Raw genomic sequence first — 25,666 nt, 5'->3', positions numbered from 1 at the left:
AATATCATGGCGCGATAAGGCGAACTGTATGGACTCAGCTGCTCGGGGTGTCGGTGTCGCGCTTGCGCTTGTTGCCCATCCGCACGCCGATATCCATCAGGAACTGGAAGAAGCCTTCCTGATCTTCCAGCACATTGCTCCAGAACGGCGAGTGATACAGCGCCACAGCGCCGTGCACCAGCGCCCAGGACGCGCAGTAATGGAAGTATGGCGGCACGTCTTCGAGCTTGCCTTCACTGATCCGACCCTTGATCAGCAGCGTCAGGCGTTCGAAGTTCGAGGCGCGGATCTTGTGCAGCTCCTCGACCATCTCCGGAACCTGATTGCCCTTGACCACCTTTTCTTCCAGGCGATCGAACAACCGATAGCGTTGCGGGTCGCGCATGCGGAATTCGAAGTAGGCGCGGGACAGGGCTTCCTTGTCCTTGTCGACATCGGCCGAATGCAACAGCTCGTTCAAATCGCGCTCGTAATCGAGCATCAGGCGCAGATAGATTTCAGCCTTGGATTTGAAGTGCTTGTAGATCGTGCCTTTGCCGATACCGACGGCATCAGCAATCATCTCGACGGTGACACTGTCTTCACCTTGATCGAGGAACAGCTTGAGCGCGGTATCGAGAATTTCTTGCTCGCGGCGACGAAACTCACGGACCTTACGAGGTTCTTTATGCATAAGAAAAGGTCTGTAGGGGTCAAAATTCGAAGCCGCGTATTATGCCTAACTTGCGCAAAAATGCACGGATCATCCGACCATATATATGTTTCTTGATGAATTCCGGAAGTTTGGCAGAGTGATGAGAACTCAACCGAAGCGCCCGTATTCCAAATTTGTTTAAAAACCGTGACCGGTAAACTGGACTCGGCGCAATACTGATCAATACTTCAAATGTCGGCGGGGCATCTCCCCCAAGTGTCGCGCCGATATAGGTACCAACGGACCGCGTGCCTTTGTTTTACTCCTAATGGTCTTAACCCGGATTCCCCCCCCAGAACCCGGGTTTTTTTTGCCTGCGATTTAACCTTTCACATGCGCCAGCGGAAAAAGCCGCTTGAAGTTTTCGGTGGTTTGCTCGGCAAAACGCTCGTAGGGCTCACCACGCAACATTGACAGAAATTCCGCTACGTCGCGCACGTACTGCGGCAGGTTCGGTTTGCCGCGATGAGGAATCGGCGCCAGGTAGGGCGAGTCGGTTTCCACCAGCAGTCGGTCAGCCGGCACTTTACTGGCCACGTCACGCAGAGCGTCAGCATTGCGGAAAGTGACAATCCCGGACAAGGAAATGTAGTAGCCCATGTCGAGCGCAGCTTTGGCCATATCCCAGTCTTCGGTGAAGCAATGCAGAACGCCCGCTTGGGGTAGCGCGGCTTCGCGCAGCAGATTCAACGTATCGGCGCGGGCGCCACGGGTGTGGATGATCACCGGCTTGCCGGTCTGCTGCGCCGCTTGCAGGTGCAGTCGAAATGACGCCTGCTGCAACTCTGCCGCTTCTGGCTCGTAGTGATAATCCAGACCGGTTTCACCAATCGCCACCACACGCGGGTGGTTGAGCTCGCGCAACAACCAATCCAACGCCGGCGCTGCACCCGGCTGCACATCCAACGGATGTACGCCAACCGAACAGTCGACGTCGTCGTAACGTTCGGCCAGGGCTTTGACGTCCGCGGCGTTCTCTACGCTGACGCCGATACACAGAAAATGCCCTACCCCGCGCTGACGGGCCGCATCCAGTGCAGCATCCAGCGAGCCGTCGTGGGCGGAGAGGTCGAGTCGATCAAGGTGGCAATGGGAATCTACGAGCATAAAAGGGCTGCAACTTACATCGTATGAGTGGGACGGTCGGACTTCAGGGCTCCGGCCAGATGGGTTTCGATTCGACTGCGCGCAGTGTTGTCGCCGTCGTTAAATTGCACACCGACTCCTGCGGCCCGGTTGCCCTGCGCACCTTTGGGAGTGATCCAGGTGACCTTGCCGGCAACCGGTATCTTTTCCGGTTCATCCATCAGGTTCAGCAGCATGAATACCTCATCGCCCAACTTGTAGTTCTTGTTGGTCGGGATAAACAGGCCACCGTTTTTGATGAACGGCATGTAGGCCGCGTAAAGCACGGACTTGTCCTTGATCGTCAGGGACAAAATGCCGTTGCGCGGCCCCGGACTGACGGCTTCATTCATGCTGACCTCCACTGCTGATGTTCAGAGTCTAGGCCCAGACGGTCACCTCTGGGTAGGCAAACCCGCCCATTGCACCAACAGTGCCTCCAGCAACAGCACGCGATTGAGGTTGGCTTTGCTCATCACTTTCTGGCGCTGGGCGAGGATCCAGTCCTGGATATTCAGGACTTTGTCCTGGCCGGCTTTTTGCGCCAGGTACTGAATCACCTTGCGCATGTCTGTCAGTCCCAACCCTTCTTCATCCTGAGTCAGCTGATAGCGCAGGATCAGGCTCGACCAATCGCAGAACCAGTCGAACAGCAGCAACAGTGGAATCGCATTCCAGCCTTCGGCCAATTGTGTTGGCGACTGTTGCTGCTTGAGCAACTTCTTCACGCCATCGACCACCAGCGCGCGCTGCTCACGCACGTCCTGGGCCTGTAAGTTGACGGCGGCCAGTGGCGAACCGGCAGCCAGGGTCAGCAACTCGATGCGCTCTTCTTCCGAGCAGTCCGGCAAAGCCTTCGCCAGCCACGCAAGACTCATGGCTTCGCTCGGCAGCGGACAGGCCTGCTGCACGCAGCGGCTCTTGATCGTGGGCAACAGACGACTGGTCTGGTGGCTGACCAACAGCAAAACAGTATCGCCGGAAGGTTCTTCAAGGCTTTTGAGCAAGGCGTTGGCGGCGTTGATGTTCATCGCCTCGGCCGGCTCGACCAGCACCACTTTGCGGCCGCCCATCTGCGCGGTCTGGACCACGAAGCTGACCAGATCACGAACCTGATCGACCTTGATCGCCTTATCGGCTTCTTCCGGTTCCAGAATGTAGTTGTCGGGGTGACTGCCGGCCTTCAGCAACAGACAGGATTTGCATTCGCCACAAGCATCCTGGGCGGATGGACGCTGGCACAGCAAACTGGCCATCAAGCGCTCGGCCAGCGCGCGCTTGCCGATCCCGGACGGGCCATGCAGCAGATAGGCATGAGCATGTTGCTTGCGACCGGCCAACTGCTGCCAGAGACTGTCCTGCCACGGATAGGCTTCAGCCACGAGTCAACTCCAGCAAACGCGGCAGCAACGCATCCAGTGACTGCTGAACCTGCGCCAGCGGCTGGGCGGCGTCGACCAGGACATAACGCGCAGGATCCGCTTCAGCACGCTTGAGGAAAGCACTGCGCACCGCATCAAAAAAGGTTCGGCCTTCGAGTTCGAAACGATCCAGACGACCGCGAGCGCTGGCGCGGGCCAAGCCTACTTCCACCGGCAGATCGAAAATCAACGTCAGGTCCGGGCGCAGATCGCCCTGGACGAAGGTTTCCAGGGTCGCGATGCGCTCCAGCGACAGGCCGCGACCGCCCCCCTGATAGGCGTAGGTCGAATCGGTGAAGCGATCACACAAGACGACTGCGCCACGGGTCAACGCCGGGCGAATCACTTCGGCCAGATGCTGGGCTCGCGCGGCGAACACCAACAGCAACTCAGTGTCCGGGTTCATGACTTCGTCAACCGGCGCCAGCAGCACTTCGCGGATCCGCTCGGCCAACGGCGTGCCGCCGGGTTCGCGGGTCAGCACGACCTCGATCCCAGCGGCGCGCAGGCGCTCGGCCAGGTACTCGCGATTGGTGCTCTTGCCGGCACCTTCCGGGCCTTCCAGAGTAATAAACAAGCCAGTCACAGGCAGTCCTTAGTCAGAGTCATTGCGGGCTTTGCGGCGCGGTTGCATCCGGTTCGGGCACAGGTGCAGCAGCGGGTTCTTGAACGGGTTCTTGCGCCGGCGCCTGTGACGGTTCCTGGGCAGGCGCTTGCGGTTCGGGTGGCGCCGCTTGAGCAGGCTCTTGCGGCGGCACTTGCGGCAGATCCTCGGGGGCGGTGTCGGGCGATGCAGCCGGAATCGGTGCCTGCTCATCCGTCGCCTCTGGCGCCGTGGTCGGCGCGGGGCTGGAGCGGTAGTCGGCACGGCGCCTGATCTGGAACTCACGCACAGCGTTATTGTGCGCGTCCAGATCATCGGAGAACACGTGGCTGCCATCACCACGGGCCACGAAATAGAGGCTATTGCCAGCCACCGGATTCAGCGCTGCATGAATCGCTTCGCGGCCGACCATGGCGATCGGAGTCGGCGGCAGGCCCGAAATCATGTAGGTGTTGTACGGGGTCGCTTCCTTGAGATGGGCGCGAGTCAATTTGCCGTTGTAACGATCACCGAGGCCGTAGATCACGGTCGGATCGGTCTGCAACAACATGCCCATTTCAATGCGCCGCACAAACACGCCAGCGATTTGCCCGCGCTCCTGCGGCACACCGGTTTCCTTTTCCACCAGCGAGGCCATGATCAGCGCCTGATAGGGTTCGGTGTACGGCACGTCAGCCGAGCGCTGCCCCCACTCCTTGGCGAGGACTTCGTCGAGGCGGTCGTAGGCTTTCTTCAGCAGCTCGACGTCAGTCATGCCACGCACGAAGCGGTAGGTGTCGGGGAAGAATCGTCCTTCGGGAAAGATCCCGGTGTGTCCGAGCTTGTCCATCACCTCGCTATCGCTCAAACCGTTCAAGGTCTGTTCGAGTTTTTCATCCTTGGCCAGTGCCGCACGGACCTGATGGAAATTCCAGCCTTCGACCAAGGTCAGACTGTACTGAACCATTTCCCCGCGTTTCCACAGGTCGATCAAGCCCTCGACAGTCATGCCGGGCTGCATGCGGTACTCACCCTTGTGCAACGGTTGTTTGGCGAGATTGAAGCGCCAATACACGCGAAGCCAAAAAGCATCCTTGATGACGCCGTTGGCTTCGAGTCGATAGAAGGTACGGGTGGGTGTCGTGCCTTTTGGCACTTCCAGCAGTTCTTCCTGGGTGATGTTCAGCGGTTGGTCCAGCGCCGAATGGATTTTCCAGGCGGAAGCGCCCAGACACAGCCCCGCCAGAACCAATCCGGTTTCCAGCAGCAGCAAGAATTTACGTCTCACGTATCAAGCATCCAGTAGCGCACGGGCAATAATTTGGAGTTTACGGGTGAGCGGACCAACCGGCCAGCTCAGTGCTGCATAGGCGCACACAGGCCAAACGCCATACACGCTGTTGCAGACAAAGACTTCATCAGCCCATTGCAGCTGATCGAGGGTGATGTCGGTGATTTGGGTGGGGATCCCCAGTGAATCGGCTTGAAACAATAATTCGGCACGCATCACGCCGGCCACTCCGCAGCGTTTGAGATCGGCCGTGATCAGTACACCATCGCGCACCAGGAACAGATTGCTGAACACGCCTTCAATGACGCGCCCGGCCTGGTCGAGCATCAAGCCTTCGGCATGATCGGTGTCTTGCCATTCGGAACGGGCGATGACCTGCTCAAGACGGTTCAGGTGTTTGAGTCCGGCGAGCAGAGGCTGTTTGGAAAGCCGCGTCGCACAGGGGAACAGGCGAACGCCCTGCTCCGCATTGGCAACAGGATAAACCGCAGGAGGGTTGCCCAGCATAATGCGTCGCGCCTGAGCCGAAGGATCGGGCGCATAACCGCGCGCGCTTTCGCCACGCGTGACGATGAGCTTCAGCACACCTTCACCCAATGCTTGGGCATAAGTCAGTAACTCAGTGCACACGGCCGCATGGTCGAGATTAATTGCCAACCGCTGGCAACCTTTGACCAAACGCACCAGATGCCGATCCAGCAGCACTGGCGTGCCATTGCGCACAGCAATGGTCTCGAACAGACCATCACCGTAAGCCAGGCCGCGATCTTTCAGCGACAAAGCGTCAGCCGGCTGACCGTCAACCCAGCTGTCCATCAGTCAGCGAACCGGCGGAACACCAGCGAGCCGTTGGTACCGCCAAACCCGAAGGAGTTGGACAGCACCACATCGATATTCATATTTCGCGCGGTATGCGGTACGAAATCGAGGTCGCAACCTTCGTCCGGCTCATCAAGGTTGATGGTCGGCGGCGCCACCTGACTGTTGATCGCCAGCACACTGAAGATCGCCTCGACCGCGCCCGCCGCGCCCAACAGGTGGCCGGTCATGGACTTGGTCGAACTGACCGCCAGCTTGTAAGCGTGATCGCCGAACACCGACTTGATCGCACAGGCTTCGGCAAGGTCGCCCGCGGAAGTCGAGGTGCCGTGAGCGTTTACGTACTGAACCTGATCGCCATTGATCTTGGCATCGCGCAAGGCATTGGTGATGCAACGCGCAGCACCTGCGCCATCGGCCGGCGGCGAAGTCATGTGGTAGGCATCGCCACTGGTGCCAAAGCCGATCAGCTCGGCGTAGATCGTCGCGCCGCGGGCCTTGGCGTGTTCCAGCTCTTCGAGAACCAGAGCGCCGGCGCCGTCGGACAGCACGAAGCCATCACGCCCCTTGTCCCATGGTCGGCTGGCGCGGGTCGGCTCGTCGTTGCGGGTCGACAGTGCGCGGGAAGCTCCGAAGCCGCCCATGCCCAGACCGCAAGCCGCCATCTCGGCGCCGCCGGCAATCATCACGTCGGCTTCGTCGTACATGATGTTGCGGGCCGCCATGCCAATGCAGTGCGTACCGGTGGTACACGCAGTGGCGATGGCGTAGTTAGGTCCCTGTGCACCCAGGTGGATGGACAGGAAACCGGAAATCATATTGATGATCGAGCCAGGCACGAAAAACGGAGAAATCCGTCGTGGGCCGGAATCATGCAGCGTGCGGCTGGTTTCTTCGATATTGGTCAGTCCGCCAATACCCGAGCCCATGGCCACGCCGATGCGCTCACGGTTGGCGTCGGTGACTTCCAGACCGGCGTTACGAACTGCCTGAAAACCTGCGGCCAGACCGTATTGAATGAACAAGTCGAGCTTGCGAGCTTCCTTGACCGACAGGTATTCCTCGACATTGAAGCCCTTTACCGAGCCGCCAAAACGGGTGGAATAGGCAGAAAGGTCGGTGTGTTCGATCAGACCAATGCCACTGCGGCCAGCTAGAATGCCCTGCCAACTGCTCGGCACATCCGTGCCCAGTGGCGACAACATACCCATACCGGTGACTACGACGCGTCTACGCGACACAGCACTCTCCTTTTTCAAATGACGACTTTGCATCAGGCCTAAAGAAAAAACCGCACGCCGTGATGGCAGTGCGGTTTTTCCATGACAGCAAGCAACGATTACAAGCTATTAAGCCTGGTGGTTAGTAACGTAATCGATTGCGGCTTGTACAGTAGTGATCTTCTCAGCTTCTTCGTCAGGGATTTCGGTCTCGAATTCCTCTTCCAGAGCCATCACCAGCTCAACGGTGTCAAGGGAGTCGGCACCCAGGTCTTCAACGAAGGAAGCAGTGTTGACCACTTCTTCTTCTTTAACGCCCAGTTGCTCAGCAACGATTTTCTTGACGCGCTCTTCGATGGTGCTCATACCTTGTTTTCACTCCTAATGGACAAATTCAGGCAGCTGGCCAGTGGGTAAGTGTATAGAAAGACTTTTCAGTTTTTCAACTGAAAGCTTCACTCCTCAAACCCGGTGGCCCTCTGCCTATAAATAGATTGCAGCTTTATAACGGATTTTAGACAGCTCGTATGACATTTTTTTGAAGCAACCCGTCACATTTAACTCATGTACATCCCGCCATTCACCGGGATTGTAGCCCCAGTAACGTAAGCCGCACCGTCGGATGCAAGAAAAGCGACCACAGACGCGATCTCTTGAGCTTGTCCCAGACGGCCCAGCGGAATCTGCGTCTGCAAGGCTTCACGCTGTGCCTCGGGCAGTTCGCGGGTCATATCGGTGTCGATGAACCCAGGAGCCACCGAGTTTACCGTAATCGAACGCGATCCGACTTCACGCGCCAGTGCACGGCTGAAACCTTCCAGACCGGCCTTGGCGGCTGCGTAGTTTACTTGGCCTGCGTTGCCCATGGCACCCACAACCGAGCCAATACTGATAATTCGTCCCCAACGGGCTTTGGTCATGCCGCGCAAAACGCCCTTGGATAGGCGGAACAGACTGTTCAGGTTGGTATCAACGACATCATGCCATTCGTCATCTTTCATGCGCATCATCAAATTATCGCGGGTGATGCCGGCATTATTGACCAGGATCGCCGGCGCCCCGAACTGCGAAGTGATGCTCGCCAGTACTGCAGCAACGGACTCGTCGCTGGTGACGTTGAGTTCCAGGCCAGTGCCTTGAATTCCGTTTTCCTTCAGGGTAGCGGCAATGCGCTCGGCACCCGCGGCAGACGTCGCGGTGCCGATAACGATGGCGCCCTGACGACCCAATTCCAGGGCAATAGCCTGGCCGATACCGCGGCTCGCGCCGGTGACCAATGCAACTTTACCTTGCAGACTCATGCAGGCTTCTCCTGATTCAGACCAGCGCTGCGCGGGCGGCAGCGAAGGCGTCGGGGGTATTGAGGTTGGATGTCGACACGCCTTCGGCGCAACGCTTGTTCAGACCAGCCAGCACTTTGCCAGGGCCGCATTCGACCAACTGGGTAGCCCCCTTGGCGGCCAGTGCCTGAACCGATTCGACCCAACGTACAGGCTTGTAAAGCTGCTCAAGCAGATCGCGCTTGAGGGTTTCCAGATCGGCCGGCACATTGGCGCTGACGTTCTGAACCACCGGGATCTGCGGCACCTGCCAGTCGATCGCAGCGATCGACTCGGCGAAACGCTCGGCCGCTGGACGCATCAGCTCGCAATGGGACGGCACGCTGACCGGCAATGGCATGGCGCGCTTGGCACCACGGGCCTTGCAGCCTTCGATGGCGCGCTCGACCGCGGCCTTGACACCGGCGATGACCACTTGGCCAGGGGAGTTGAAGTTGACCGCACTGACCACCTCGCCTTGCGCCGCTTCGGCACAGGCTGCCAGCACATCAGCATCGTCCAGACCGAGAATGGCGGCCATTCCACCTTGCCCGGCCGGAACGGCTTCCTGCATCAACAGACCACGGCGCTCAACCAGCTTCACCGCGTCGCCCAGGCTCAGACTGCCTGCGGCGACCAAAGCGCTGTATTCGCCCAGGCTGTGACCGGCAACATAAGCCGGACGCGCGCCGCCTTCAGCCAGCCATAGACGCCACAAGGCAATCGAGGCGGTCAGAATGGCCGGTTGGGTTTTATCGGTTTGATTGAGCTGCTCTTCCGGCCCTTGCTGGGTCAGTGCCCACAGGTCGTAACCCAGTGCATCGGAAGCTTCTTTGAAAGTGTCGAGGACAACCGGATGTTGCGCGCCCAACTCGGCCAGCATGCCGAGGGACTGCGAACCCTGTCCCGGAAAGACGAATGCGAGGGAAGCAGACATGTAACAAGCCCCTAATGATCTTGTCGTCGGAGAATTAACGTCCCGTTTGGGGGAACGCAAGAAACTGACAGTTGGATGGCAAATTGAACTGAGCGGTCACATTTAAGCATTGTCCGACGAAAACGCCTAAAGCAACAAATCCTCCAGACGACCATGAATGCGTTCCGGCAGGTTTTCCTGGATCTCGATCAAGGCGCGCTGAATCGCACTCTGGAAGCCATGAACCCCCGCAGAACCATGACTCTTGACCACAATCCCCTGCAAACCAAGGAAACTCGCGCCGTTATGTCGCGCAGGCGCCAGATCGGCTTGCAAGCGCTTCATCAGTGGTAATGCCAGAGCACCGACCACTTTCGACGCGAGGTTTTTCTTGAACAAGGCTTCGATGCGCCCGGCAATCATAGTCGCCAGGCCTTCGCTGGATTTGAGCAGGATATTGCCGACAAAACCGTCACACACCACCACATCCGCCTCGCCACGATACACACCGTCACCTTCGACAAAACCGATGTAATTGATGCCGCGTGCGCTCTGTAACAACGTGGCCGCCAGCTTGACCTGCTGATTGCCCTTGATGTCTTCAGTACCGATGTTCAGCAGCGCCACGCGTGGACGAACGATGCCCAGGGTTTCCGCCGCCACCGACCCCATCACGGCGAACTGCAACAGATGCTCGGCACTGCAATCGACATTGGCGCCCAAGTCGAGCAACTGGCAGTAGCCCTTCTGCGTCGGAATCGCCGCAACCATCGCCGGCCGATCAATGCCCGGCAAGGTCTTGAGCACAAACCGCGACAACGCCATCAGCGCGCCGGTATTGCCGGCACTGACACAGGCCTGGACCTTGCCGTCTCGCAGCAACTCCAGCGCCACGCGCATCGACGAATCGGGCTTGCCCCGCAAGGCTTGGGCAGGCTTTTCGTCCATGGTGATGACTTCGGACGCCGCCACAATTGACAGGCGCGAGCGATCCACAGCCGATTGGCCAGAGAGCAATTCTTCAAGAAGAGAGGGTTGACCGACGAGGGTCAGGTGCAGCGAGGGCGTAGCAGACAGACAAGCAAGGCTGGCCTGAACAATGCTGCGGGGACCGAAGTCCCCGCCCATTGCGTCAATCGCGATGACTTGAGCAGACAAGTGATTACTCGTCAGCGCCCTTGTCGATCACTTTACGGCCACGGTATACGCCTTCTGGCGATACGTGGTGACGCAGGTGAATTTCACCGGTGGTTTTTTCTACAGACAGAGTGCTTGCCGTCAGGGCGTCGTGCGAACGACGCATGTCACGGGCAGAGCGGGATTTTTTGTTCTGCTGAACAGCCATAATTGATTAACTCCTAAACGTTTGGGTCACGCTTTAACTGCGCCAATACACTGAACGGGTTGGACCGCGTTACCTCGTCCTCGCTCGGTTCGGGCTCATCGAGACCCGCCGGCTGCTGGCATTCTTCCGGATGATGAGCAGGCACAATGGGCAAGGCGAGCAGAAGCTCCTCCTCGATCAGTGACTGCAGATCCAATGGATCTTCGCCCAGTTCCAGCACGTCATAACCTTTCGGCAACGACTGGGTATTCGCACCCTCCTTCACCACAGCATAACTGCATTCGCTATGGATCGGCAGGGTGACCAGCTCAAGACAACGCTGGCAAACCATTTTGACTTCGGTGTCGATAAAGCTGTGGATTACCACAGACTTACGTTCATCTCGTTCAAAAACGAATTTAGCCTGCACCGTACCGACAGTGTCGGAAAGCGGGTCGCAGAGTCTCTCCAAATCGGCCAGCAGCAGTTCACCTTGAAGGGTGGTGCCACGATCAGCCAATTTGCGCGGGTCAACGTGAGGTGGAATCGGGTCATTCAACATAGGCGCAGCATTATAGGGATGCCCCCAGCCATGTCAAAGGAAATTCAACCCTGTCCGTCACTTGGAAGCCTCGCTAGAATTCGCGCCTGTCTTCTGGAGATGCGCATGCTGCCTTTATTACTCGCTTCAAGCTCGGTTTATCGCCGGGAATTGCTGGCCCGCTTGCAGCTGCCGTTTACCTGCAGCTCACCGGATATCGACGAAAGCCATCGTCCGGGCGAGTCAGCCATCGAGCTGGTGAAGCGCCTCGCGGAGGAAAAAGCGCGCGCATTGGCCGGCAGCTACCCCGCTCATCTGATCATCGGCTCCGATCAGGTCGCGGCACTCGGTGATCGGATTATCGGCAAACCGCACACCTTCGAAAAGGCCCGCGAGCAACTGCTGGCTGCAAGTGGCACCCGCGTGACCTTCCTCACCGGCCTCGCACTGTTTAACAGCCAGACCGGCACCTGCCAGGTCGACTGCGTGCCCTTCACCGTACACATGCGCACACTCGACCCATCGCGCATCGAACGCTACCTGCACGCCGAACAGCCCTACGACTGCGCTGGCAGCTTCAAAGCCGAAGGTTTAGGGGTGAGCCTGTTTCAAAGCACCGATGGCCCTGACGCCACCAGCCTGATAGGCCTGCCATTGATTCGCTTGGTCGACATGCTGCTGGCCGAAGGCGTGCAAATCCCCTGAATGCAAAAAACCGACCACGAAGGTCGGTTTTTCATGCTGCCGGAAGAATCAGCGCAACGAAGGCCCCTGGAAGCCCATCCACATCGCCAGATGCTCAGCCACGCTGGCACCGAGCTTTTTCGAGAAGCGATCGAACGGCGATTCCTGAACGGTGAAGTCCACCAGCTCTTTCTCGCCGATCACATCACGCGCCACCGAACTGGCACTCCCCAGACCATCGATCAGGCCCAGTGGCAAGGCCTGCTCCCCGTTCCAGACCAACCCGGAGAACAGCTCCGGATGCTCTTTGTCCTTGAGACGGTCGCCACGGCCCTTTTTCACGCTATTGATGAACTGCTGGTGTGTCGTATCCAGCACGCCCTGCCAGAACCGAGTCTCCTCAGGCTTTTGCGGCTGGAACGGGTCGAGGAACGACTTGTGCTCGCCCGACGTGTAAGTCCGACGCTCGACACCGAGCTTCTCCATGGTGCCGACAAAGCCGTAACCGGCCGCTGTCACACCAATGGAACCGACCAGACTCGCCTTGTCGGCGTAAATCTGATCGGCCGCGCTGGCGATGTAGTAAGCACCGGAAGCCCCAAGGTCCGAGATCACCGCGTACACCTTGGTATCCGGGTGCAAGCCGCGCAGACGGACAATTTCGTCATACACATAACCCGACTGCACCGGACTGCCGCCCGGGCTGTTGATCCGCAGGATCACACCCTTGACCTTCTCATCCTCGAAGGCTGCACGCAGACTGCCGACGATGTTGTCTGCGCTGGCAGGCTCCTTGTCGGCGATCACGCCGGTCACGTTGATCAGCGCGGTGTAATGGGCACTGCGAGTGGCGGCTTTCTCCATGTCCATCAGCGGCGTGAACAGGACCAGCGCACCCAACAGGTACACAAAGGTCAGCAACTTGAAGAAAATCCCCCAGCGACGGGACCGGCGCTGCTCCTGCACACCGGCCAGCAGGGTCTTTTCCAGCAGCTTCCAGCTTTTCTCGTCACCGCTCTCTGCGCTCGCCTTGGCGGGCGCTTTCCATTCGTCGGTCATGACTTCTACCCCAGCAAAAACGTATTAAGCCCGCTGATTCAGCCAGGCATGCAATTCTGAAAAACGATCAATGGCCAGCCGCGGTTCGAACAGCTTCAACGCCTCGATCGATTGAGCGCCATAGCTGACAGCCACGGAGTCCATGCCGGCGTTGCGTGCCATCTGCAAGTCAAAGGACGAATCGCCGACCATTAGCGCTTGCTCCGGGCGAACCTCGCAATGCGCGAGGATCTGCTCAAGCATCAGCGGGTGGGGCTTGCTGGCGGTTTCGTCGGCGGCGCGAGTGATGTTGAAGTAATCTTCCCAGCCGTGAGACTTCAGCACCCGATCCAGCCCGCGACGAGCCTTGCCGGTTGCGACCGCCAGGTGATAACCCTCGGCACGAAACGCCTCCATCGACTCGACAACGCCTTCGAACAACGGCGAAGGCACGGCTTCTGATGCAATGTAGTGATCGGCGTAGTGCTCGCGAAAAGCGATCAGCTCGGCATCGCCAATGTCCGGATACAAGGTACGAATCGCTTCCGGCAAGCCCAAACCGATGATGCCCTTGACGGCAAAATCATCACACAACTGAAATCCTGAGCGCTCGGACGCGACATGCATCGCCTCGACAATCCGACCAATGGAATCAGCCAAGGTGCCGTCCCAGTCGAAAATCAGCAGCTTGTAATCAGAGGGGTGCACTCAGGCGCTCCACGGTTTTGGCCCACATCTCATCCACGGGCGCCTGCAATTTCAGCTCACCGCCATCGGGCAGCGGCACGGTCAGCATGTAGGCGTGCAGGAACAGGCGCTTGCCGCCCAGGTCACGAATTTCTTTACTGAAACCTTCATCGCCGTACTTGGTATCGCCAGCGATGCAATGCCCGGCGTGCAAGGTGTGGACGCGGATCTGGTGCGTCCGGCCGGTGATCGGCTTGGCTTCGATCAGGGTGGCAAAGTCGCCAAAACGACGCAGGACCTTGAACACGGTCACAGACTCCTTGCCCTCCTCCTCGTCGACCTCGACCATGCGCTCGCCGGAACGCAGATTGCTCTTGCCGAGCGACGCACGAACTTGCTTGATCGAGGCCGCCCAGTTACCGCGAACCAACGCCATATAGCGCTTATCGACGCCATCGCCGCGCAATGCCGTGTGCAAGTGACGCAGCATGCTGCGCTTCTTGGCGATCATCAGCAGGCCGGAGGTGTCACGGTCGAGACGGTGAACCAGTTCCAGTTCCTTGCAATCGGGACGCAACTGACGAAAGGCTTCGATCACCCCGTAAGTCAAGCCGCTGCCACCATGAACCGCGATGCCACAAGGCTTGTTGATCACGATCAACGCCTTATCCTCGAAGACAATCGAGGCTTCGAGGCGCTGCAGCAGGCCTTGTGCCAGCGGCACCGGCTCGTCTCGCTCAGGCACGCGAACCGGCGGCACGCGCACGATATCGCCCGCCTGCAGCTTGTATTCGGGCTTGATCCGACCTTTGTTTACCCGCACTTCGCCCTTGCGCAAAATGCGGTAAATCAAGGTCTTGGGCACGCCTTTGAGGCGAGCGAGAAGGAAGTTATCAATACGTTGGCCGGCATATTCCGGCGAGACCTCCAGCAGTTGTACGGCTGGGGTCGAAGGGGCAGTAGTCGTCATGGCGCGGATGATAACAATTTTTTATGGAATTGAAGCACTTAATCATTGCTGCTATAGTCGCGAACGCCGCCAAAAGTGGCCTGGACAGCGGACTAACGGTCAAAAACCGGCCCTGACCAACGCAATTCACGAGGACGAGAGGCCGCCCTACGGGGCTTTCGCTACGAAACGGTAGAGTTTGCAGTTGTAACGAGCGCAGGTGACATGAGGCCTGAAGCATGCCGCAAAGCAGAGTTTTCACTCGCCTTGCGAGCAAATATTCACGGCCAGTTCACAAAGTGCAGTCAGCGACGAACAACCCCGAGCGAACGCTTCGGAAACAACGCCTAAATTAGCCATGATGCGTGACCTCCCCTTTCGGAGCTCACGGTAAATGCCAACCCGCTGCGGATTCTGCGCGCGGCAGCACCCGAATTATCAGGGATACGTGTAGGGTGGAGATGCACAACCGCTGGACTGTGTAGCAATAGGCTTTATCAAGACGCTTCATCTCGTCCACAGCCGCTGGTTGATTCCTCCTCCTGACTGAGTGCTTAAGTAGCCACAGCAAGCAGGACGCGTACGTCGCGACGCCGGCCCAATTGGCCGGGGTTCGCTAGACACTGGAGTGTCCAACCACTCCTGACGCACCTGACACCGACCATGAGAAGTCGTGTGTGCCGAACGCCGTTTCCGGCAGCCCGGAAACCGACGGTACTACATGAAAAGAATGCTGATTAACGCAACCCAACCCGAAGAGTTGCGTGTTGCACTGGTAGATGGCCAGCGCCTCTACGACCTGGACATCGAATCCGGTGCACGCGAGCAGAAAAAGGCCAACATCTATAAAGGCCGGATTACTCGCATCGAACCAAGCCTTGAGGCTGCCTTTGTCGATTTCGGCTCTGAGCGCCACGGCTTCCTGCCCCTCAAAGAAATCTCCCGCGGATACTTCAAGAAAGCCCCCGAAGGCCGCGTCAACATCAAAGACGTCCTGAGCGAAGGCCAGGAAGTCATCGTTCAGGTCGAAAAAGAAGAACGTGGCAACAAGGGCGCCGCCCTGACCACTTTCATCAGCCTGGCCGGTCGTTACCTGGTGCTGATGCCGAACAACCCGCGTGCCGGCGGTATCTCCCGTCGCATTGAAGGTGAAGAGCGCAACGAACTGCGTGAAGCCCTGAACGGCCTGGTTGCGCCAGCCGACATGGGGCTGATCGTTCGCACTGCCGGCCTGGGCCGCAGCAGCGAAGAAATGCAGTGGGACCTCGATTACCTGCTGCAACTCTGGACCGCCATCAAAGAAGCTTCGCTGGATCGTTCCGCGCCGTTCCTGATCTACCAGGAAAGCAACGTGATCATCCGCGCCATCCGCGATTACCTGCGCCAGGACATCGGCGAAGTGCTGATCGACAGCGTTGAAGCCCAGGACGAAGCCCTGACCTTCATCCGCCAGGTGATGCCGCAGTACGCCAGCAAGATCAAGCTGTACGAAGACAGCGTTCCGCTGTTCAACCGTTTCCAGATCGAAAGCCAGATCGAGACCGCTTTCCAGCGCGTCGTTGAACTGCCTTCCGGCGGCTCCATCGTTATCGATCCGACCGAAGCCCTGGTGTCCATCGACATCAACTCGGCGCGCGCCACCAAAGGCAGCGACATCGAAGAAACCGCCCTGCAGACCAACCTTGAAGCCGCCGAAGAAATCGCCCGTCAGTTGCGCTTGCGCGACATCGGCGGCCTGATCGTCATCGACTTCATCGACATGACCCCTGCCAAGAACCAGCGCGCCGTGGAAGAGAAAGTCCGCGAATGCCTGGAAGCCGACCGCGCTCGCGTGCAAGTCGGTCGCATCTCGCGCTTCGGCCTGCTGGAAATGTCCCGTCAGCGCCTGCGTCCATCGCTGGGCGAAAGCAGCGGCATCGTGTGCCCGCGTTGCAACGGCACCGGCATCATCCGTGACGTTGAATCGCTGTCACTGGCGATCCTGCGCCTGATCGAAGAAGAAGCCCTGAAAGACCGCACCGCCGAAGTTCGCGCACAAGTGCCAATTCCGGTCGCAGCCTTCCTGCTCAACGAGAAACGCAACTCGATCACCAAGATCGAACTGCGCACCCGTGCCCGCATCGTCATTCTGCCGAACGATCACCTCGAAACGCCGCACTTCGAAGTTCAGCGTCTGCGTGATGACAGCCCGGAAGCCAGCATCAATCAGTCCAGCTACGAAATCGCTGCTGCCGCTGCCGACGTCGAAGAAGTCCAGCCAGCCGCTGCGACACGTACCCTGGTTCGTCAGGAAGCCGCGGTCAAGACTGCACCGGCCCGCGCCAACGCTCCGGTTCCAGCCGAAGTCGTCGCTGCCGCACCTGTTGCAGCACCGGTCGCCGTGCCAGAGCCAAGCCTGTTCAAAGGCCTGGTGAAGTCGCTGGTCAGCCTGTTTGCGACCAAGGAAGAGCCTGCTGCTCCGGTTGTGGTTGAAAAACCGAACGCCGAGCGTCCGGCCCGCAACGAAGAGCGTCGCAACGGTCGTCAGCAGAGCCGCAACCGTAACGGTCGCCGCGATGAAGAACGCAAGCCTCGTGAGGAACGTGCACCGCGTGAAGAACGCGCACCACGTGAACCACGCGAAGAAACTCCAGCTGTTGTAGCCCGCGAAGAACGCGCCCCACGTGAAGAGCGCGCCCCACGCGCGCCTCGTGAAGAACGTGCACCGCGCGCTCCTCGCGAAGATCGCAAGCCACGTGGCGATCGTGAAGAGCGTCCGGTTCGTGAACTGCGTGAGCCTCTGGATGGCGCTCCGGTCGCCGCTGCTACCGCTGAAGAGCGTCCAGCTCGCCAGCCACGTGAAGAACGTGCTCCACGCCCACCGCGTGAAGAACGTCAGCCGCGTGCCGAACAAGCCGCTGCCGCAGTCGCTGAAGAAGAGCTGATCACCAACGAAGAGCAACTGCAGGAAGACGGTCAGGAAGGCGCCGAAGGCGATCGTCCACGCCGCCGTTCCCGTGGCCAGCGTCGTCGCAGCAACCGTCGTGAGCGTCAGCGTGATGCCAACGGTAATGTGATCGAAGGTTCGGAAGAATCCGAGTCTGCCGAAGGTAACGAAGCTGCCGACACCGACGAAGCGCCAAGCGCTGCCGATCTGGCCGCCGGCCTGGCTGTTACCGCAGCCGTTGCCAGCACCGTAATCAGCGCTCCAGCCGAAGCACAGGCTAACGAGCAAGCCGAACGCGCGACTGCTGCAACCCAGGAAACTGCTCCAGTGGAAGCGCCAGTGGTTGAAGCAACGACCCCGGTCGAAGCCACCGCTGCTCCGGAAATCGAAGTGGCCCCGGCTCGTGAAGCACAGCCTGTATTTGAAGCTGCCGCTGAGCCAGTGGTTGCCGCAGAACCGGTTATCGAAACATCAACCGAAACAGTGACCGAAGCTGTCCGTGAAGTTCGCGAAGAACAAACCGCGTTCAACTGGGTTGCCGAGCCAGCAGCCGCCGAAGCGCCAGAAGCGCCAGAAGCGCCAGAAGCGCCAGAAGCTGAGGCCATGGTGTCCGAGCCAGTGGTTGCTGCTGCCGAGCCTGCCCCGGTAGTTGAAGCGCCGGTTGTTGCCGAAGTGGCTGCACCGGAAGTCGAAGCCGCTCCTGTCAGCACGCTGACGCCAAGTGGCCGTGCGCCGAATGACCCGCGTGAAGTGCGTCGTCGCCAGCGTGAAGCCGAGCGTCTGCAGAAGGAAGCCGAACTGACTGCCGCTGCTGCACCCGTTGAAGCGGTTGTCGCTGCCGAGCCTGCACCGGTTGTTGCTGAAGTGGTCGAAGCTGCTCCTACTGCTGAGTCGGTCATCGAAGAAGCGCCGCGCTCCGTACAGGAAGCGGTCGAGCAACACGAACAAGCCCTGGAAAAAGAACACGAGCCTAAACCCCTCGTCTGATTCCATCGGCCACTAAAAAGCCCCGCCTGGTGATCCAGGCGGGGCTTTTTTTGTCTGATCGTTCCCACGCGCGTGGGAACGATCATTACTGGTAGAGCAACGCCGCCGGCACATCCACATCCCACAACACCCCGGGATCGTCCACAGCCGACTCGACCACCCTCGCCTGCGCAAACAACGGCTTGGCACCATGATCACCCGATAACGCCATCAACCCCGTCCCGAACGTGCGTCCGAACCCCACCGGATGCCCATACTCGCCTTGATGCACCGGTACACTGACGGCGTCATCGGTAATTCCCGCCACCACCCGCTCGATACTCGACGGCAAGATAAACGGCATATCCCCCAGCACAATCAGCCAGCCACTAAGCTGCGGACACGCCGCCACCCCGGCCGCGATGCTGTCACCCATCCCCGTCGACTCGATCAGCACAATCTCGCAGCCATAAGCCTTGGCCATGCGGATCACTTGCGGTCGATCCTCTGTGGTGACCAGGACGCGCTTCTCAAAGGAGGCCGGCAGATTCACCAGCACTTGCTCGATCACCGAACGAACAGTCCCATCGCGACCCGTACAATCCGCCAGCAGCTTGTCCTTCTCGGCACCCGCCGCCTGTCGAAACCGACTGCCCTGCCCCGCCGCCAACACGATGACGCCGATAGGTTCACTCATACGACCTCCTGCAACAGCTGCTTCTGCTTCAGTTCGACGCCGTTCTTGATCGCGACAATTTCGGCCAGCAGCGACAAGGCGATTTCCGCCGGTGTGTGGCTGCCAATGTGCAAACCGATCGGGCCATGCAGCCGCTCGATGGCCTGCTGTGACAAGCCTAGCTGAGCCAGGTTCTCCCGGCGCTTCAAGCTGTTGACCCGCGAGCCCAGCGCACCGACATAAAACGCCTTGGAGTCCAGGGCCGTGAGCAATGCCATGTCATCCAGTCGAGGATCGTGGGTCAGTGCAACGATGGCCGTACGCTCGTCGGTCTGGATGTTCAGCACCGCTTCGTCGGGCATGCCCGAGACAAATCGCCCGTGTTGCTCTTCCCAACCGTAAACGAACTCGGTGCGCGGATCGCAGATCAACACTTCGAAATCCAGCAGCCGCGCCATCTCGGCGACATAACGGGACAGTTGCCCGGCGCCGATCAGCAACAAGCGCCAACGCGGGCCGTAGATGGCGCGCAAGGTCTGCCCGTCAAACGTCAGCACATCAGCCTTGTTGGCCGGTTGCAAAACCACTTCACCGGTCTCGAGATTCAGTTCGCGCGCAACGATTTCATGGGCCTCGCAGCGCCTTAGCAACTCCGAGACCCACGCCGGGTCGCCGACTCGCTCCTCGGTCAGGCGCAAGGTGCCGCCGCACGGCAAACCAAATCGCGCCGCTTCCTCGCGGGTGACGCCATAGGTGATCAACTGCACCGGCGGTCCATCCGCAGGAATCCGACCGTCGTGCAACCGGGCGATCAGATCGTCCTCGACACAGCCACCGGACACCGAGCCAATCACCACGCCGTCTTCACGCAAGGCCAGCATGGCGCCAGGTGCCCGGGGCGCGGTACCCCAGGTCTGGACCACGCTGTACAACACCACCCGCTGACCGGCGCGGCGCCATTCCAGCACGCTGCGCAGGACGTTCAGATCAACGCTGTCCATCAGGCCTGCGCCTTCTGCCAACCTTGCAGCTGATAGCGAACCGGCAGGTCGCGGATGCGCTTGCCGGTGGCGGCAAAGATTGCGTTACACAGCGCTGGCGCAATCGGTGGCACGCCCGGCTCACCGACACCGCCTAATGGCACTACGCCCGGTGGTGTGACCAGATGAACCGCAACTTCCTTCGGTGCCAAGGACATGCGCGCCACTTCGTACATGTGGAAGTTGTCCTGCTGAACCTTGCCGTCCTTGAAACTGATTTCCCCCAGCACTGCGTTGCCCAGGCCCATGACGCAGGCGCCTTCGAACTGCGCACGAATCCGCTCGGGGTTGATCTGCGGACCGCAATCCACGGCGATATCGGCCTTGTGCACGATCAGCGTGCCGTCGTCTTTGACTTCAACCTCGAGCACCGCCGCCACATAGGTGACAAAGCTGTAATGCACCGCCAGACCCAAGCCTCGGCCCTTGGGCATTTCACGCCCCCAACCTGCGGCTTTGGCAGCGGTCTCCAGCACCGTGCGCAGCCGCGCCGTGTCGATCGGATACCGCTCGGGCGATTCGCCGTAGTTCCACTCTTCACTCAAGGTACGCGGATCGATCTGCCGGTCCGGGCCGAGCAATTTGATCTGGTACTTGAGCGGATCCTGGCCGGCCTTGTGCGCCAGTTCATCGACAAAGCTCTGAATCGCAAAACCGTGAGGAATGTTCGACACCGAGCGATACCAGCCCACTCGCGTGTGAATCGCCGCTTCCGGGTTTTCCAGGCGCACGTTGGGGATCGCGTAAGCCATGTTGGTAAAGCCCATACCCAGTTCGAAGGCCGCCTCGTGGTTCATGCCCGGCGCAAACAGCGCGGTGATGCTCGGCGCCACGGTGCGGTGCAACCAGCCGGACGGCAGACCGTCCTTGTTCAGGCTGGCCTTCAGGTATTCGGCCGACACCGTGTGGAAGTAGGAACAGTGGATGTCGTCTTCACGCGTCCATTGCACCCGCACAGCCTTGCCGGGGAATTCCTTGGCAAGGATCGCGGCTTCGATGATGAAGTCCGGTTTGGATTTACGACCAAAACCGCCGCCCAGCAAGGTGACGTTAAAGCTGACGTTACCGAACGGAATACCAAGGCGTTCGCCAATCCGTTCGCGGGTGACTTGGGGTGCCTGGCTGGGGGCCCAGGCTTCGCACACACCGTCCTTGAAGCGGGCGATGGCGACCATCGGTTCCATTGGCGCTTGCGTGAGGTGCGGCAGGTAGTAGGACGCTTCGAGCGTGCTGTCAGCGCTGCCCATGGCCTCGTCGATGTTGCCGGTATTGCGCACCACTTTGCCGGGTTTGAGGGACGCGGCTTCCAGTTCCTTGCGGTAGGCAATCGAGTCGTAACTGGCATGAGGGCCGTCATCCCACTCGATTTTCAGCGCCTCGCGACCTTTGATCGCGGCCCAGGTGTTGCTGGCCACCACGGCCACGCCGCCCAGCGGTTGAAACTCCAACGGCAGCGGACGATCTTCGATCTGCAGGACCTTGATCACGCCCGGGACTTTCATCGCGGCGCTGGAGTCGACGGACTTGACCTTGCCGCCGTAAACCGCTGGGCGCGCTATGGTGGCGTAGAGCATGCCGTCGAAGTGTACGTCTGCACCGTAAATGGCGCGGCCATTGACGATGTCGGCACCGTCGATAGCCTTGGACCCTTCCTTGCCGATGTAGCGGAATTCCGACGGCTGCTTGAGCCGCAGGCTGTCACGCGCCGGTACTGGCAACGCACCGGCAGCAGCGGCCAGGGCACCGTAACCGAGTTCACGGCCGGACGGTTTATGGATGACTTTATGCAGCTGTGCATGGCATTCGCTGACCGGCACTTTCCACTGTTCGGCAGCCGCTTGTTCGAGCATGGTCCTTGCGGCAGCACCGCAGCGACGCATCGGCTCATACCAGTGACGCATGCTGCGCGAACCGTCGGTATCCTGGTTACCGAAGCGCACTTCGTCGCCCGGCGCCTGCTGCACCTTCATCATCGCCCAGTCCGCATCCAGCTCATCGGCCACCACCATCGTCAGGCTGGTGCGCACACCCTGGCCCATTTCCGAACGGTTGCACACCACGGTCACACTACCGTCAGCGGCGATGCTGACGTAGACCTTCGGATCATCAATCCAGCCGTGGGGCATGCCGTCGGCGCCGAATTTCTTCTCTTCTTCAGCGAAAACATCCTGCCAGCCCCAACTCGCGGCCAGCACCAGCGCACTGGTCGCACCGGCGCCCTTGAGGAAGCCACGGCGACTGAGGTTGCTCAGCGCAAAATCATTCGGTAACTGGCTCATGCCTTGGCTTCCTTCAGGTGAGTGGATGCCTGGCGGATGGCGGTCTTGATGCGGTTGTAAGTACCGCAGCGGCAAATATTGCCGACCATCGCCTCTTCGATCTGTTCGTCGCTGGGGTTGGGGTTGGTCTTGAGTAGCGCCGTGGCGGACATGATCTGCCCACCTTGGCAGAAACCGCACTGAGCCACGGCGGTGTCGAGCCAGGCTTGCTGAACGATTTGCCCGACCGGGTCGGCGTGCAGATTATCGATGGTGGTGACGTTCTGGCCAACGACCGAACCGATCGGCGTGATGCAACTGCGCGCTGGAGCGCCTTCGATATGGATGGTGCAGGCGCCGCACAGGCCCATGCCGCAGCCAAATTTGGTGCCGTTGTAACCGGCCACGTCGCGGATCGCCCAGAGCAGCGGCATGTCCTCGGTGACATCGAGTTGATGGTCTTGACCATTGAGCTTCAGGGTGATCATGGGCACGCCCGCCATATTTTTTCTATTAAGAGATTGAGTTATGGGGTCGAGCAATCTGCCGCCGGGGTCGACGGTTGGTATCACGCAGATCGGCTCAGGCTAATGAGGCTCTCTTATGCGGACGATAGCGTCTGCAGCGGGCCTTTGATGGAGCAAACGTTTGCATCGTTAGGTGGCTAAGTTAACTCAGCATTAACAAAAAAGCCCTGCACATTTGCAGGTGTGCAGGGCTTTGAAATCAGTCTGGAAAGCATAGCCTCAATACCGATTGGGCTCCATTTCCAGGTCGACATGGAAACGTTCCGAAATGTCTTTCTGGATGCGTTGCGCCAGGTTCAGCAATTGCAGACCGGTCGCGTTGCCGTAGTTGACCAGCACCAACGCCTGCAATATATGCACGCCGGCATCAGCGTCACGGAAACCTTTCCAGCCGGCCCGTTCGATCAGCCAGCCCGCCGCCAGTTTCATTTGTCCGTTGGGTTGCGCGTAGGCGACCAGATCCGGGTACTCACCTTTGAGCCGAGCGACCAGCGCAGCGGGCACCAACGGATTTTTGAAAAAGCTGCCGGCATTGCCCAGCACCGCCGGGTCCGGGAGCTTTTCATTGCGGATACTGCAAATCGCCTGGCTGACGTCGGTGGCGGTCGGGTGATCGATGCCTTGCTCGGTCAGGCGCTGACGAACCGGGCCGTACTCCAAGTGCAGGCGCGCGGCGCGGTCCAAAATGAATCGTACCCGCAGGATCAACCAGCGCCCCGGTTCCTGTTTGAACAGGCTGTCGCGGTAGGCGAAGTTGCATTCTTCCAGGGTGAAGTCCCGCAGTTCGCCGCTCTTGCGATTCAAAGCCGTCAGGCCGGCGAAAACATCTTTGATCTCCACGCCATAGGCGCCGATGTTCTGCATCGGTGCAGCGCCGACGGTGCCAGGGATCAAGCTGAGGTTTTCCAGACCGGACAAACCCTGCGCCAGCGTGTGTTGCACGAACGGATGCCAAGGCTCGCCCGCCTCGGCTTCTATAACGACCTTGCTGCCGTCATCACTCAGGATGCGAATCCCGCGCGTGACCATGCGCAGCACCAGCGACTGGATATCAGCCGTCAGCAGCAGGTTGCTGCCTCCGCCAATCACCAGCAGCGGCACGTCATGTTCCGCCGCATAGGCCAAGGCTTCACGCACGTCGGCATCGCTATGGGCTTCGGCAAATAACCGGGCTTGAACGTCGACACCAAAACTGTTGAACGGTTTGAGCGAAACCTGGGGTTGAACCTGCAAACTCATAACCGTCCCTTCAATTCGATCACCAACAAATCACTGGCGCGCTCGATCAGGTCCAGCACCTGCTCAAAGCCTTGGTCGCCGTCGTAATACGGATCCGGCACTTCATCGATTTCCGACTGATAGCGACGCAGGAACAGATCCAGCTCGGCCTTGCCTTTGGCCGGTTGCAGGGCCTTGAGGTTGCGCAGGTTGCTGTTGTCCATCGCCAGAATCAGGTCGTAGGTGGCGAAATCCGCACGGGTCACTTGCTGGGCGCGCTGAACAGACAGGTCATACCCGCGCAGTTTCGCCGCAGCCTGGCTGCGCTTGTCCGGGGCCTTGCCGACATGCCAGTCACCGGTGCCGGCGGAGGCGACTTCGATTTGATTGGCCAGCCCCGCTTCGCGCAGTTTGTGTCGCAGCACACCTTCGGCCGTGGGTGAACGGCAAATGTTGCCCAGGCAGACGAACAAAACCCGCATCAGGCCTCCAGCAGGCGACGAATGCGCTCGAGGTCTTCAACGGTGTCGACGCCCGTGGGCGGTGCGATCAGCGCGTCGGCGACGTGAATCCGCACGCCGTGCCACAGGGCACGCAGCTGTTCCAGGGATTCGGTGTTTTCCAGCCAGCATGGACCCCAGCTGACGAAGTCATGCAGGAAACCGGCGCGGTAGGCATAAATGCCGATGTGGCGACGATACGGCACGCCTTCCGGCAATTGCTCGCAGCTTTTGGCAAACGCGTCCCGGGCCCACGGCAACGTGGCACGACTGAAGGTCAGCGCCAGGCCATTGAGGTCGCTGACGACCTTGACCACATTGGGGTTGAACAGGGTTTCCACGTCTTCGATCGGTTCGGCCAATGTGGCCATGCGCGCTTCGGTGTGAGCGGCCAGGTTGGCAGCCACCTGATCGATCACGCTCGGCGGGATCAACGGTTCGTCGCCCTGAACGTTGACCACAATGGCGTCCGGCGCCAGGCCCAGTTTCGTGGCGACTTCGGCCAGGCGATCGGTACCGGAATTGTGATCTTCGCGGGTCAGCACCACTTCCGCGCCAAACCCGTTGCAGGCCTCAACGATGCGCGCGTCGTCAGTGGCGACCACAACACGCTCGGCACTGCTTTTGCTCGCCTGCTCCCAGACGTGCTGGATCATCGGCTTGCCGGCGATCAGCAGCAGCGGCTTGCCCGGCAAGCGGGTGGAGGCGTAACGCGATGGAATGACAACGGTAAAGGCTGTGGTCATTTGTCCAGACGCTCGTCGGTGGTCAGGGTGCGGGCTTCGGTTTCGAGCATCACCGGGATGCCGTCGCGAATCGGGTAAGCGAGACCTGCGCCCTTGCTGATGAGCTCGGTTTTGTCGGCACTGAGCTTGAGCGGGCCTTTGCAGACCGGGCAAGCGAGGATATCGAGCAATTTGGTGTCCATGAGCATTCCCTGGATA

Annotated in this window: 27 protein-coding genes; 2 read left to right on the top strand and 25 right to left on the bottom strand. The window is 59.6% G+C overall.

Annotated elements, in window-relative coordinates:
• Positions 1–34: 34 nt before the first annotated feature.
• From ACYZTU_RS09050 to ACYZTU_RS08985, 14 genes are all read right to left on the bottom strand, one after another.
• Entirely contained in the window at positions 35–673 is a 639-nt protein-coding gene (locus ACYZTU_RS09050; protein WP_008152317.1) for a TetR/AcrR family transcriptional regulator, read from the bottom strand.
• A 342-nt stretch (positions 674–1,015) separates the two neighbouring features.
• A complete protein-coding gene (locus tag ACYZTU_RS09045; protein WP_461969525.1) occupies positions 1,016–1,801 on the bottom strand; it encodes a TatD family hydrolase in 786 nt (261 codons plus the stop codon).
• Positions 1,802–1,815: 14 nt separating this feature from the next.
• The gene (locus ACYZTU_RS09040) at positions 1,816–2,172 is read right to left on the bottom strand and encodes a PilZ domain-containing protein (protein WP_461969523.1); all 357 of its coding nucleotides are present in this window, start codon (positions 2,170–2,172) and stop codon (positions 1,816–1,818) included.
• Between the two features lie 42 nt (positions 2,173–2,214).
• Positions 2,215–3,201 (bottom strand): DNA polymerase III subunit delta', encoded by a 987-nt coding sequence (locus ACYZTU_RS09035; protein ID WP_461969521.1) that lies wholly within the window; start codon positions 3,199–3,201, stop codon positions 2,215–2,217.
• Positions 3,194–3,826 carry a dTMP kinase gene (gene tmk / locus ACYZTU_RS09030; protein ID WP_461969520.1) on the bottom strand — a complete coding sequence of 211 codons (633 nt, stop codon included), beginning with the start codon at positions 3,824–3,826 and terminating at the stop codon, positions 3,194–3,196. The genes ACYZTU_RS09035 and tmk overlap by 8 nt, the downstream gene beginning before the upstream one ends.
• Before the next feature lie 19 nt (positions 3,827–3,845).
• Positions 3,846–5,111 (bottom strand): endolytic transglycosylase MltG, encoded by a 1,266-nt coding sequence (mltG, locus tag ACYZTU_RS09025; protein ID WP_461969518.1) that lies wholly within the window; start codon positions 5,109–5,111, stop codon positions 3,846–3,848.
• A 3-nt stretch (positions 5,112–5,114) separates the two neighbouring features.
• Positions 5,115–5,930, bottom strand: a complete 816-nt coding sequence (gene pabC, locus ACYZTU_RS09020; RefSeq protein WP_461969516.1) for an aminodeoxychorismate lyase — start codon at positions 5,928–5,930, stop codon at positions 5,115–5,117.
• Positions 5,930–7,174, bottom strand: a complete 1,245-nt coding sequence (fabF, locus tag ACYZTU_RS09015; RefSeq protein ID WP_282375707.1) for a beta-ketoacyl-ACP synthase II — start codon at positions 7,172–7,174, stop codon at positions 5,930–5,932. The genes pabC and fabF overlap by 1 nt, the downstream gene beginning before the upstream one ends.
• A gap of 108 nt (positions 7,175–7,282) precedes the next feature.
• On the bottom strand, positions 7,283–7,519 hold the full coding sequence (acpP, locus tag ACYZTU_RS09010) for an acyl carrier protein (RefSeq protein WP_003442511.1): 237 nt from the start codon (positions 7,517–7,519) through the stop codon (positions 7,283–7,285).
• 191 nt (positions 7,520–7,710) lie between these two features.
• Complete coding sequence (gene fabG, locus ACYZTU_RS09005; RefSeq protein ID WP_461969514.1) at positions 7,711–8,454, bottom strand: 3-oxoacyl-ACP reductase FabG; 744 nt, start codon at positions 8,452–8,454, stop codon at positions 7,711–7,713.
• 16 nt (positions 8,455–8,470) lie between these two features.
• Positions 8,471–9,409 (bottom strand): ACP S-malonyltransferase, encoded by a 939-nt coding sequence (fabD, locus tag ACYZTU_RS09000; RefSeq protein ID WP_461969512.1) that lies wholly within the window; start codon positions 9,407–9,409, stop codon positions 8,471–8,473.
• Between the two features lie 126 nt (positions 9,410–9,535).
• A complete protein-coding gene (plsX, locus tag ACYZTU_RS08995; protein WP_461969510.1) occupies positions 9,536–10,546 on the bottom strand; it encodes a phosphate acyltransferase PlsX in 1,011 nt (336 codons plus the stop codon).
• 4 nt (positions 10,547–10,550) lie between these two features.
• On the bottom strand, positions 10,551–10,733 hold the full coding sequence (gene rpmF / locus ACYZTU_RS08990) for a 50S ribosomal protein L32 (protein ID WP_008152339.1): 183 nt from the start codon (positions 10,731–10,733) through the stop codon (positions 10,551–10,553).
• A gap of 13 nt (positions 10,734–10,746) precedes the next feature.
• Positions 10,747–11,274, bottom strand: coding sequence for a YceD family protein (locus ACYZTU_RS08985; RefSeq protein WP_004371317.1), 528 nt, complete (start codon positions 11,272–11,274; stop codon positions 10,747–10,749).
• A gap of 105 nt (positions 11,275–11,379) precedes the next feature.
• On the opposite strand from ACYZTU_RS08985, the gene ACYZTU_RS08980 reads away from it, so the two are divergent.
• The gene (locus tag ACYZTU_RS08980) at positions 11,380–11,958 is read left to right on the top strand and encodes a Maf family protein (protein WP_461969508.1); all 579 of its coding nucleotides are present in this window, start codon (positions 11,380–11,382) and stop codon (positions 11,956–11,958) included.
• Positions 11,959–12,006: 48 nt separating this feature from the next.
• Here ACYZTU_RS08980 and sppA read toward each other — a convergent pair whose 3' ends face one another.
• Genes sppA through rluC form a run of 3 tightly spaced genes read right to left on the bottom strand, consistent with a single transcriptional unit; the run spans position 12,007 to position 14,632 of the window.
• Positions 12,007–12,996, bottom strand: coding sequence for a signal peptide peptidase SppA (gene sppA / locus ACYZTU_RS08975; protein ID WP_461969506.1), 990 nt, complete (start codon positions 12,994–12,996; stop codon positions 12,007–12,009).
• Between the two features lie 24 nt (positions 12,997–13,020).
• Entirely contained in the window at positions 13,021–13,683 is a 663-nt protein-coding gene (locus ACYZTU_RS08970; protein ID WP_461969504.1) for an HAD-IA family hydrolase, read from the bottom strand.
• Positions 13,670–14,632 (bottom strand): 23S rRNA pseudouridine(955/2504/2580) synthase RluC, encoded by a 963-nt coding sequence (gene rluC, locus ACYZTU_RS08965; RefSeq protein ID WP_461955184.1) that lies wholly within the window; start codon positions 14,630–14,632, stop codon positions 13,670–13,672. The genes ACYZTU_RS08970 and rluC overlap by 14 nt, the downstream gene beginning before the upstream one ends.
• A 700-nt stretch (positions 14,633–15,332) precedes the next feature.
• Here rluC and rne point away from each other — a divergent pair.
• Complete coding sequence (gene rne / locus ACYZTU_RS08960) at positions 15,333–18,524, top strand: ribonuclease E (protein WP_461969502.1); 3,192 nt, start codon at positions 15,333–15,335, stop codon at positions 18,522–18,524.
• An 85-nt stretch (positions 18,525–18,609) separates the two neighbouring features.
• On the opposite strand, the gene ACYZTU_RS08955 is transcribed toward rne, so the two are convergent.
• From ACYZTU_RS08955 to ACYZTU_RS08920, 8 genes are all read right to left on the bottom strand, one after another.
• Positions 18,610–19,200, bottom strand: a complete 591-nt coding sequence (locus ACYZTU_RS08955; protein WP_461969500.1) for a nucleotidyltransferase family protein — start codon at positions 19,198–19,200, stop codon at positions 18,610–18,612.
• Entirely contained in the window at positions 19,197–20,180 is a 984-nt protein-coding gene (locus ACYZTU_RS08950; RefSeq protein ID WP_461969498.1) for an XdhC family protein, read from the bottom strand. The genes ACYZTU_RS08955 and ACYZTU_RS08950 overlap by 4 nt, the downstream gene beginning before the upstream one ends.
• A complete protein-coding gene (locus ACYZTU_RS08945) occupies positions 20,180–22,498 on the bottom strand; it encodes a molybdopterin cofactor-binding domain-containing protein (RefSeq protein WP_461969496.1) in 2,319 nt (772 codons plus the stop codon). Before ACYZTU_RS08945 ends, ACYZTU_RS08950 begins: the two co-directional genes overlap by 1 nt.
• Complete coding sequence (locus tag ACYZTU_RS08940) at positions 22,495–22,965, bottom strand: (2Fe-2S)-binding protein (protein WP_282481233.1); 471 nt, start codon at positions 22,963–22,965, stop codon at positions 22,495–22,497. Before ACYZTU_RS08940 ends, ACYZTU_RS08945 begins: the two co-directional genes overlap by 4 nt.
• Before the next feature lie 258 nt (positions 22,966–23,223).
• On the bottom strand, positions 23,224–24,243 hold the full coding sequence (gene murB / locus ACYZTU_RS08935) for a UDP-N-acetylmuramate dehydrogenase (protein ID WP_461969495.1): 1,020 nt from the start codon (positions 24,241–24,243) through the stop codon (positions 23,224–23,226).
• Complete coding sequence (locus tag ACYZTU_RS08930; protein WP_449645215.1) at positions 24,240–24,704, bottom strand: low molecular weight protein-tyrosine-phosphatase; 465 nt, start codon at positions 24,702–24,704, stop codon at positions 24,240–24,242. Before ACYZTU_RS08930 ends, murB begins: the two co-directional genes overlap by 4 nt.
• Positions 24,704–25,468 (bottom strand): 3-deoxy-manno-octulosonate cytidylyltransferase, encoded by a 765-nt coding sequence (gene kdsB / locus ACYZTU_RS08925; RefSeq protein ID WP_461969493.1) that lies wholly within the window; start codon positions 25,466–25,468, stop codon positions 24,704–24,706. The genes ACYZTU_RS08930 and kdsB overlap by 1 nt, the downstream gene beginning before the upstream one ends.
• Positions 25,465–25,650, bottom strand: coding sequence for a Trm112 family protein (locus tag ACYZTU_RS08920; RefSeq protein WP_007945752.1), 186 nt, complete (start codon positions 25,648–25,650; stop codon positions 25,465–25,467). The genes kdsB and ACYZTU_RS08920 overlap by 4 nt, the downstream gene beginning before the upstream one ends.
• Between the last annotated feature and the right edge of the window lie 16 nt (positions 25,651–25,666).

The organism is Pseudomonas sp. HLT2-19-2 (genome assembly GCF_054898005.1).
The sequence above is the reverse complement of the archived record's forward strand: the minus strand, read 5'-3'. Positions and strand labels throughout refer to the sequence as shown.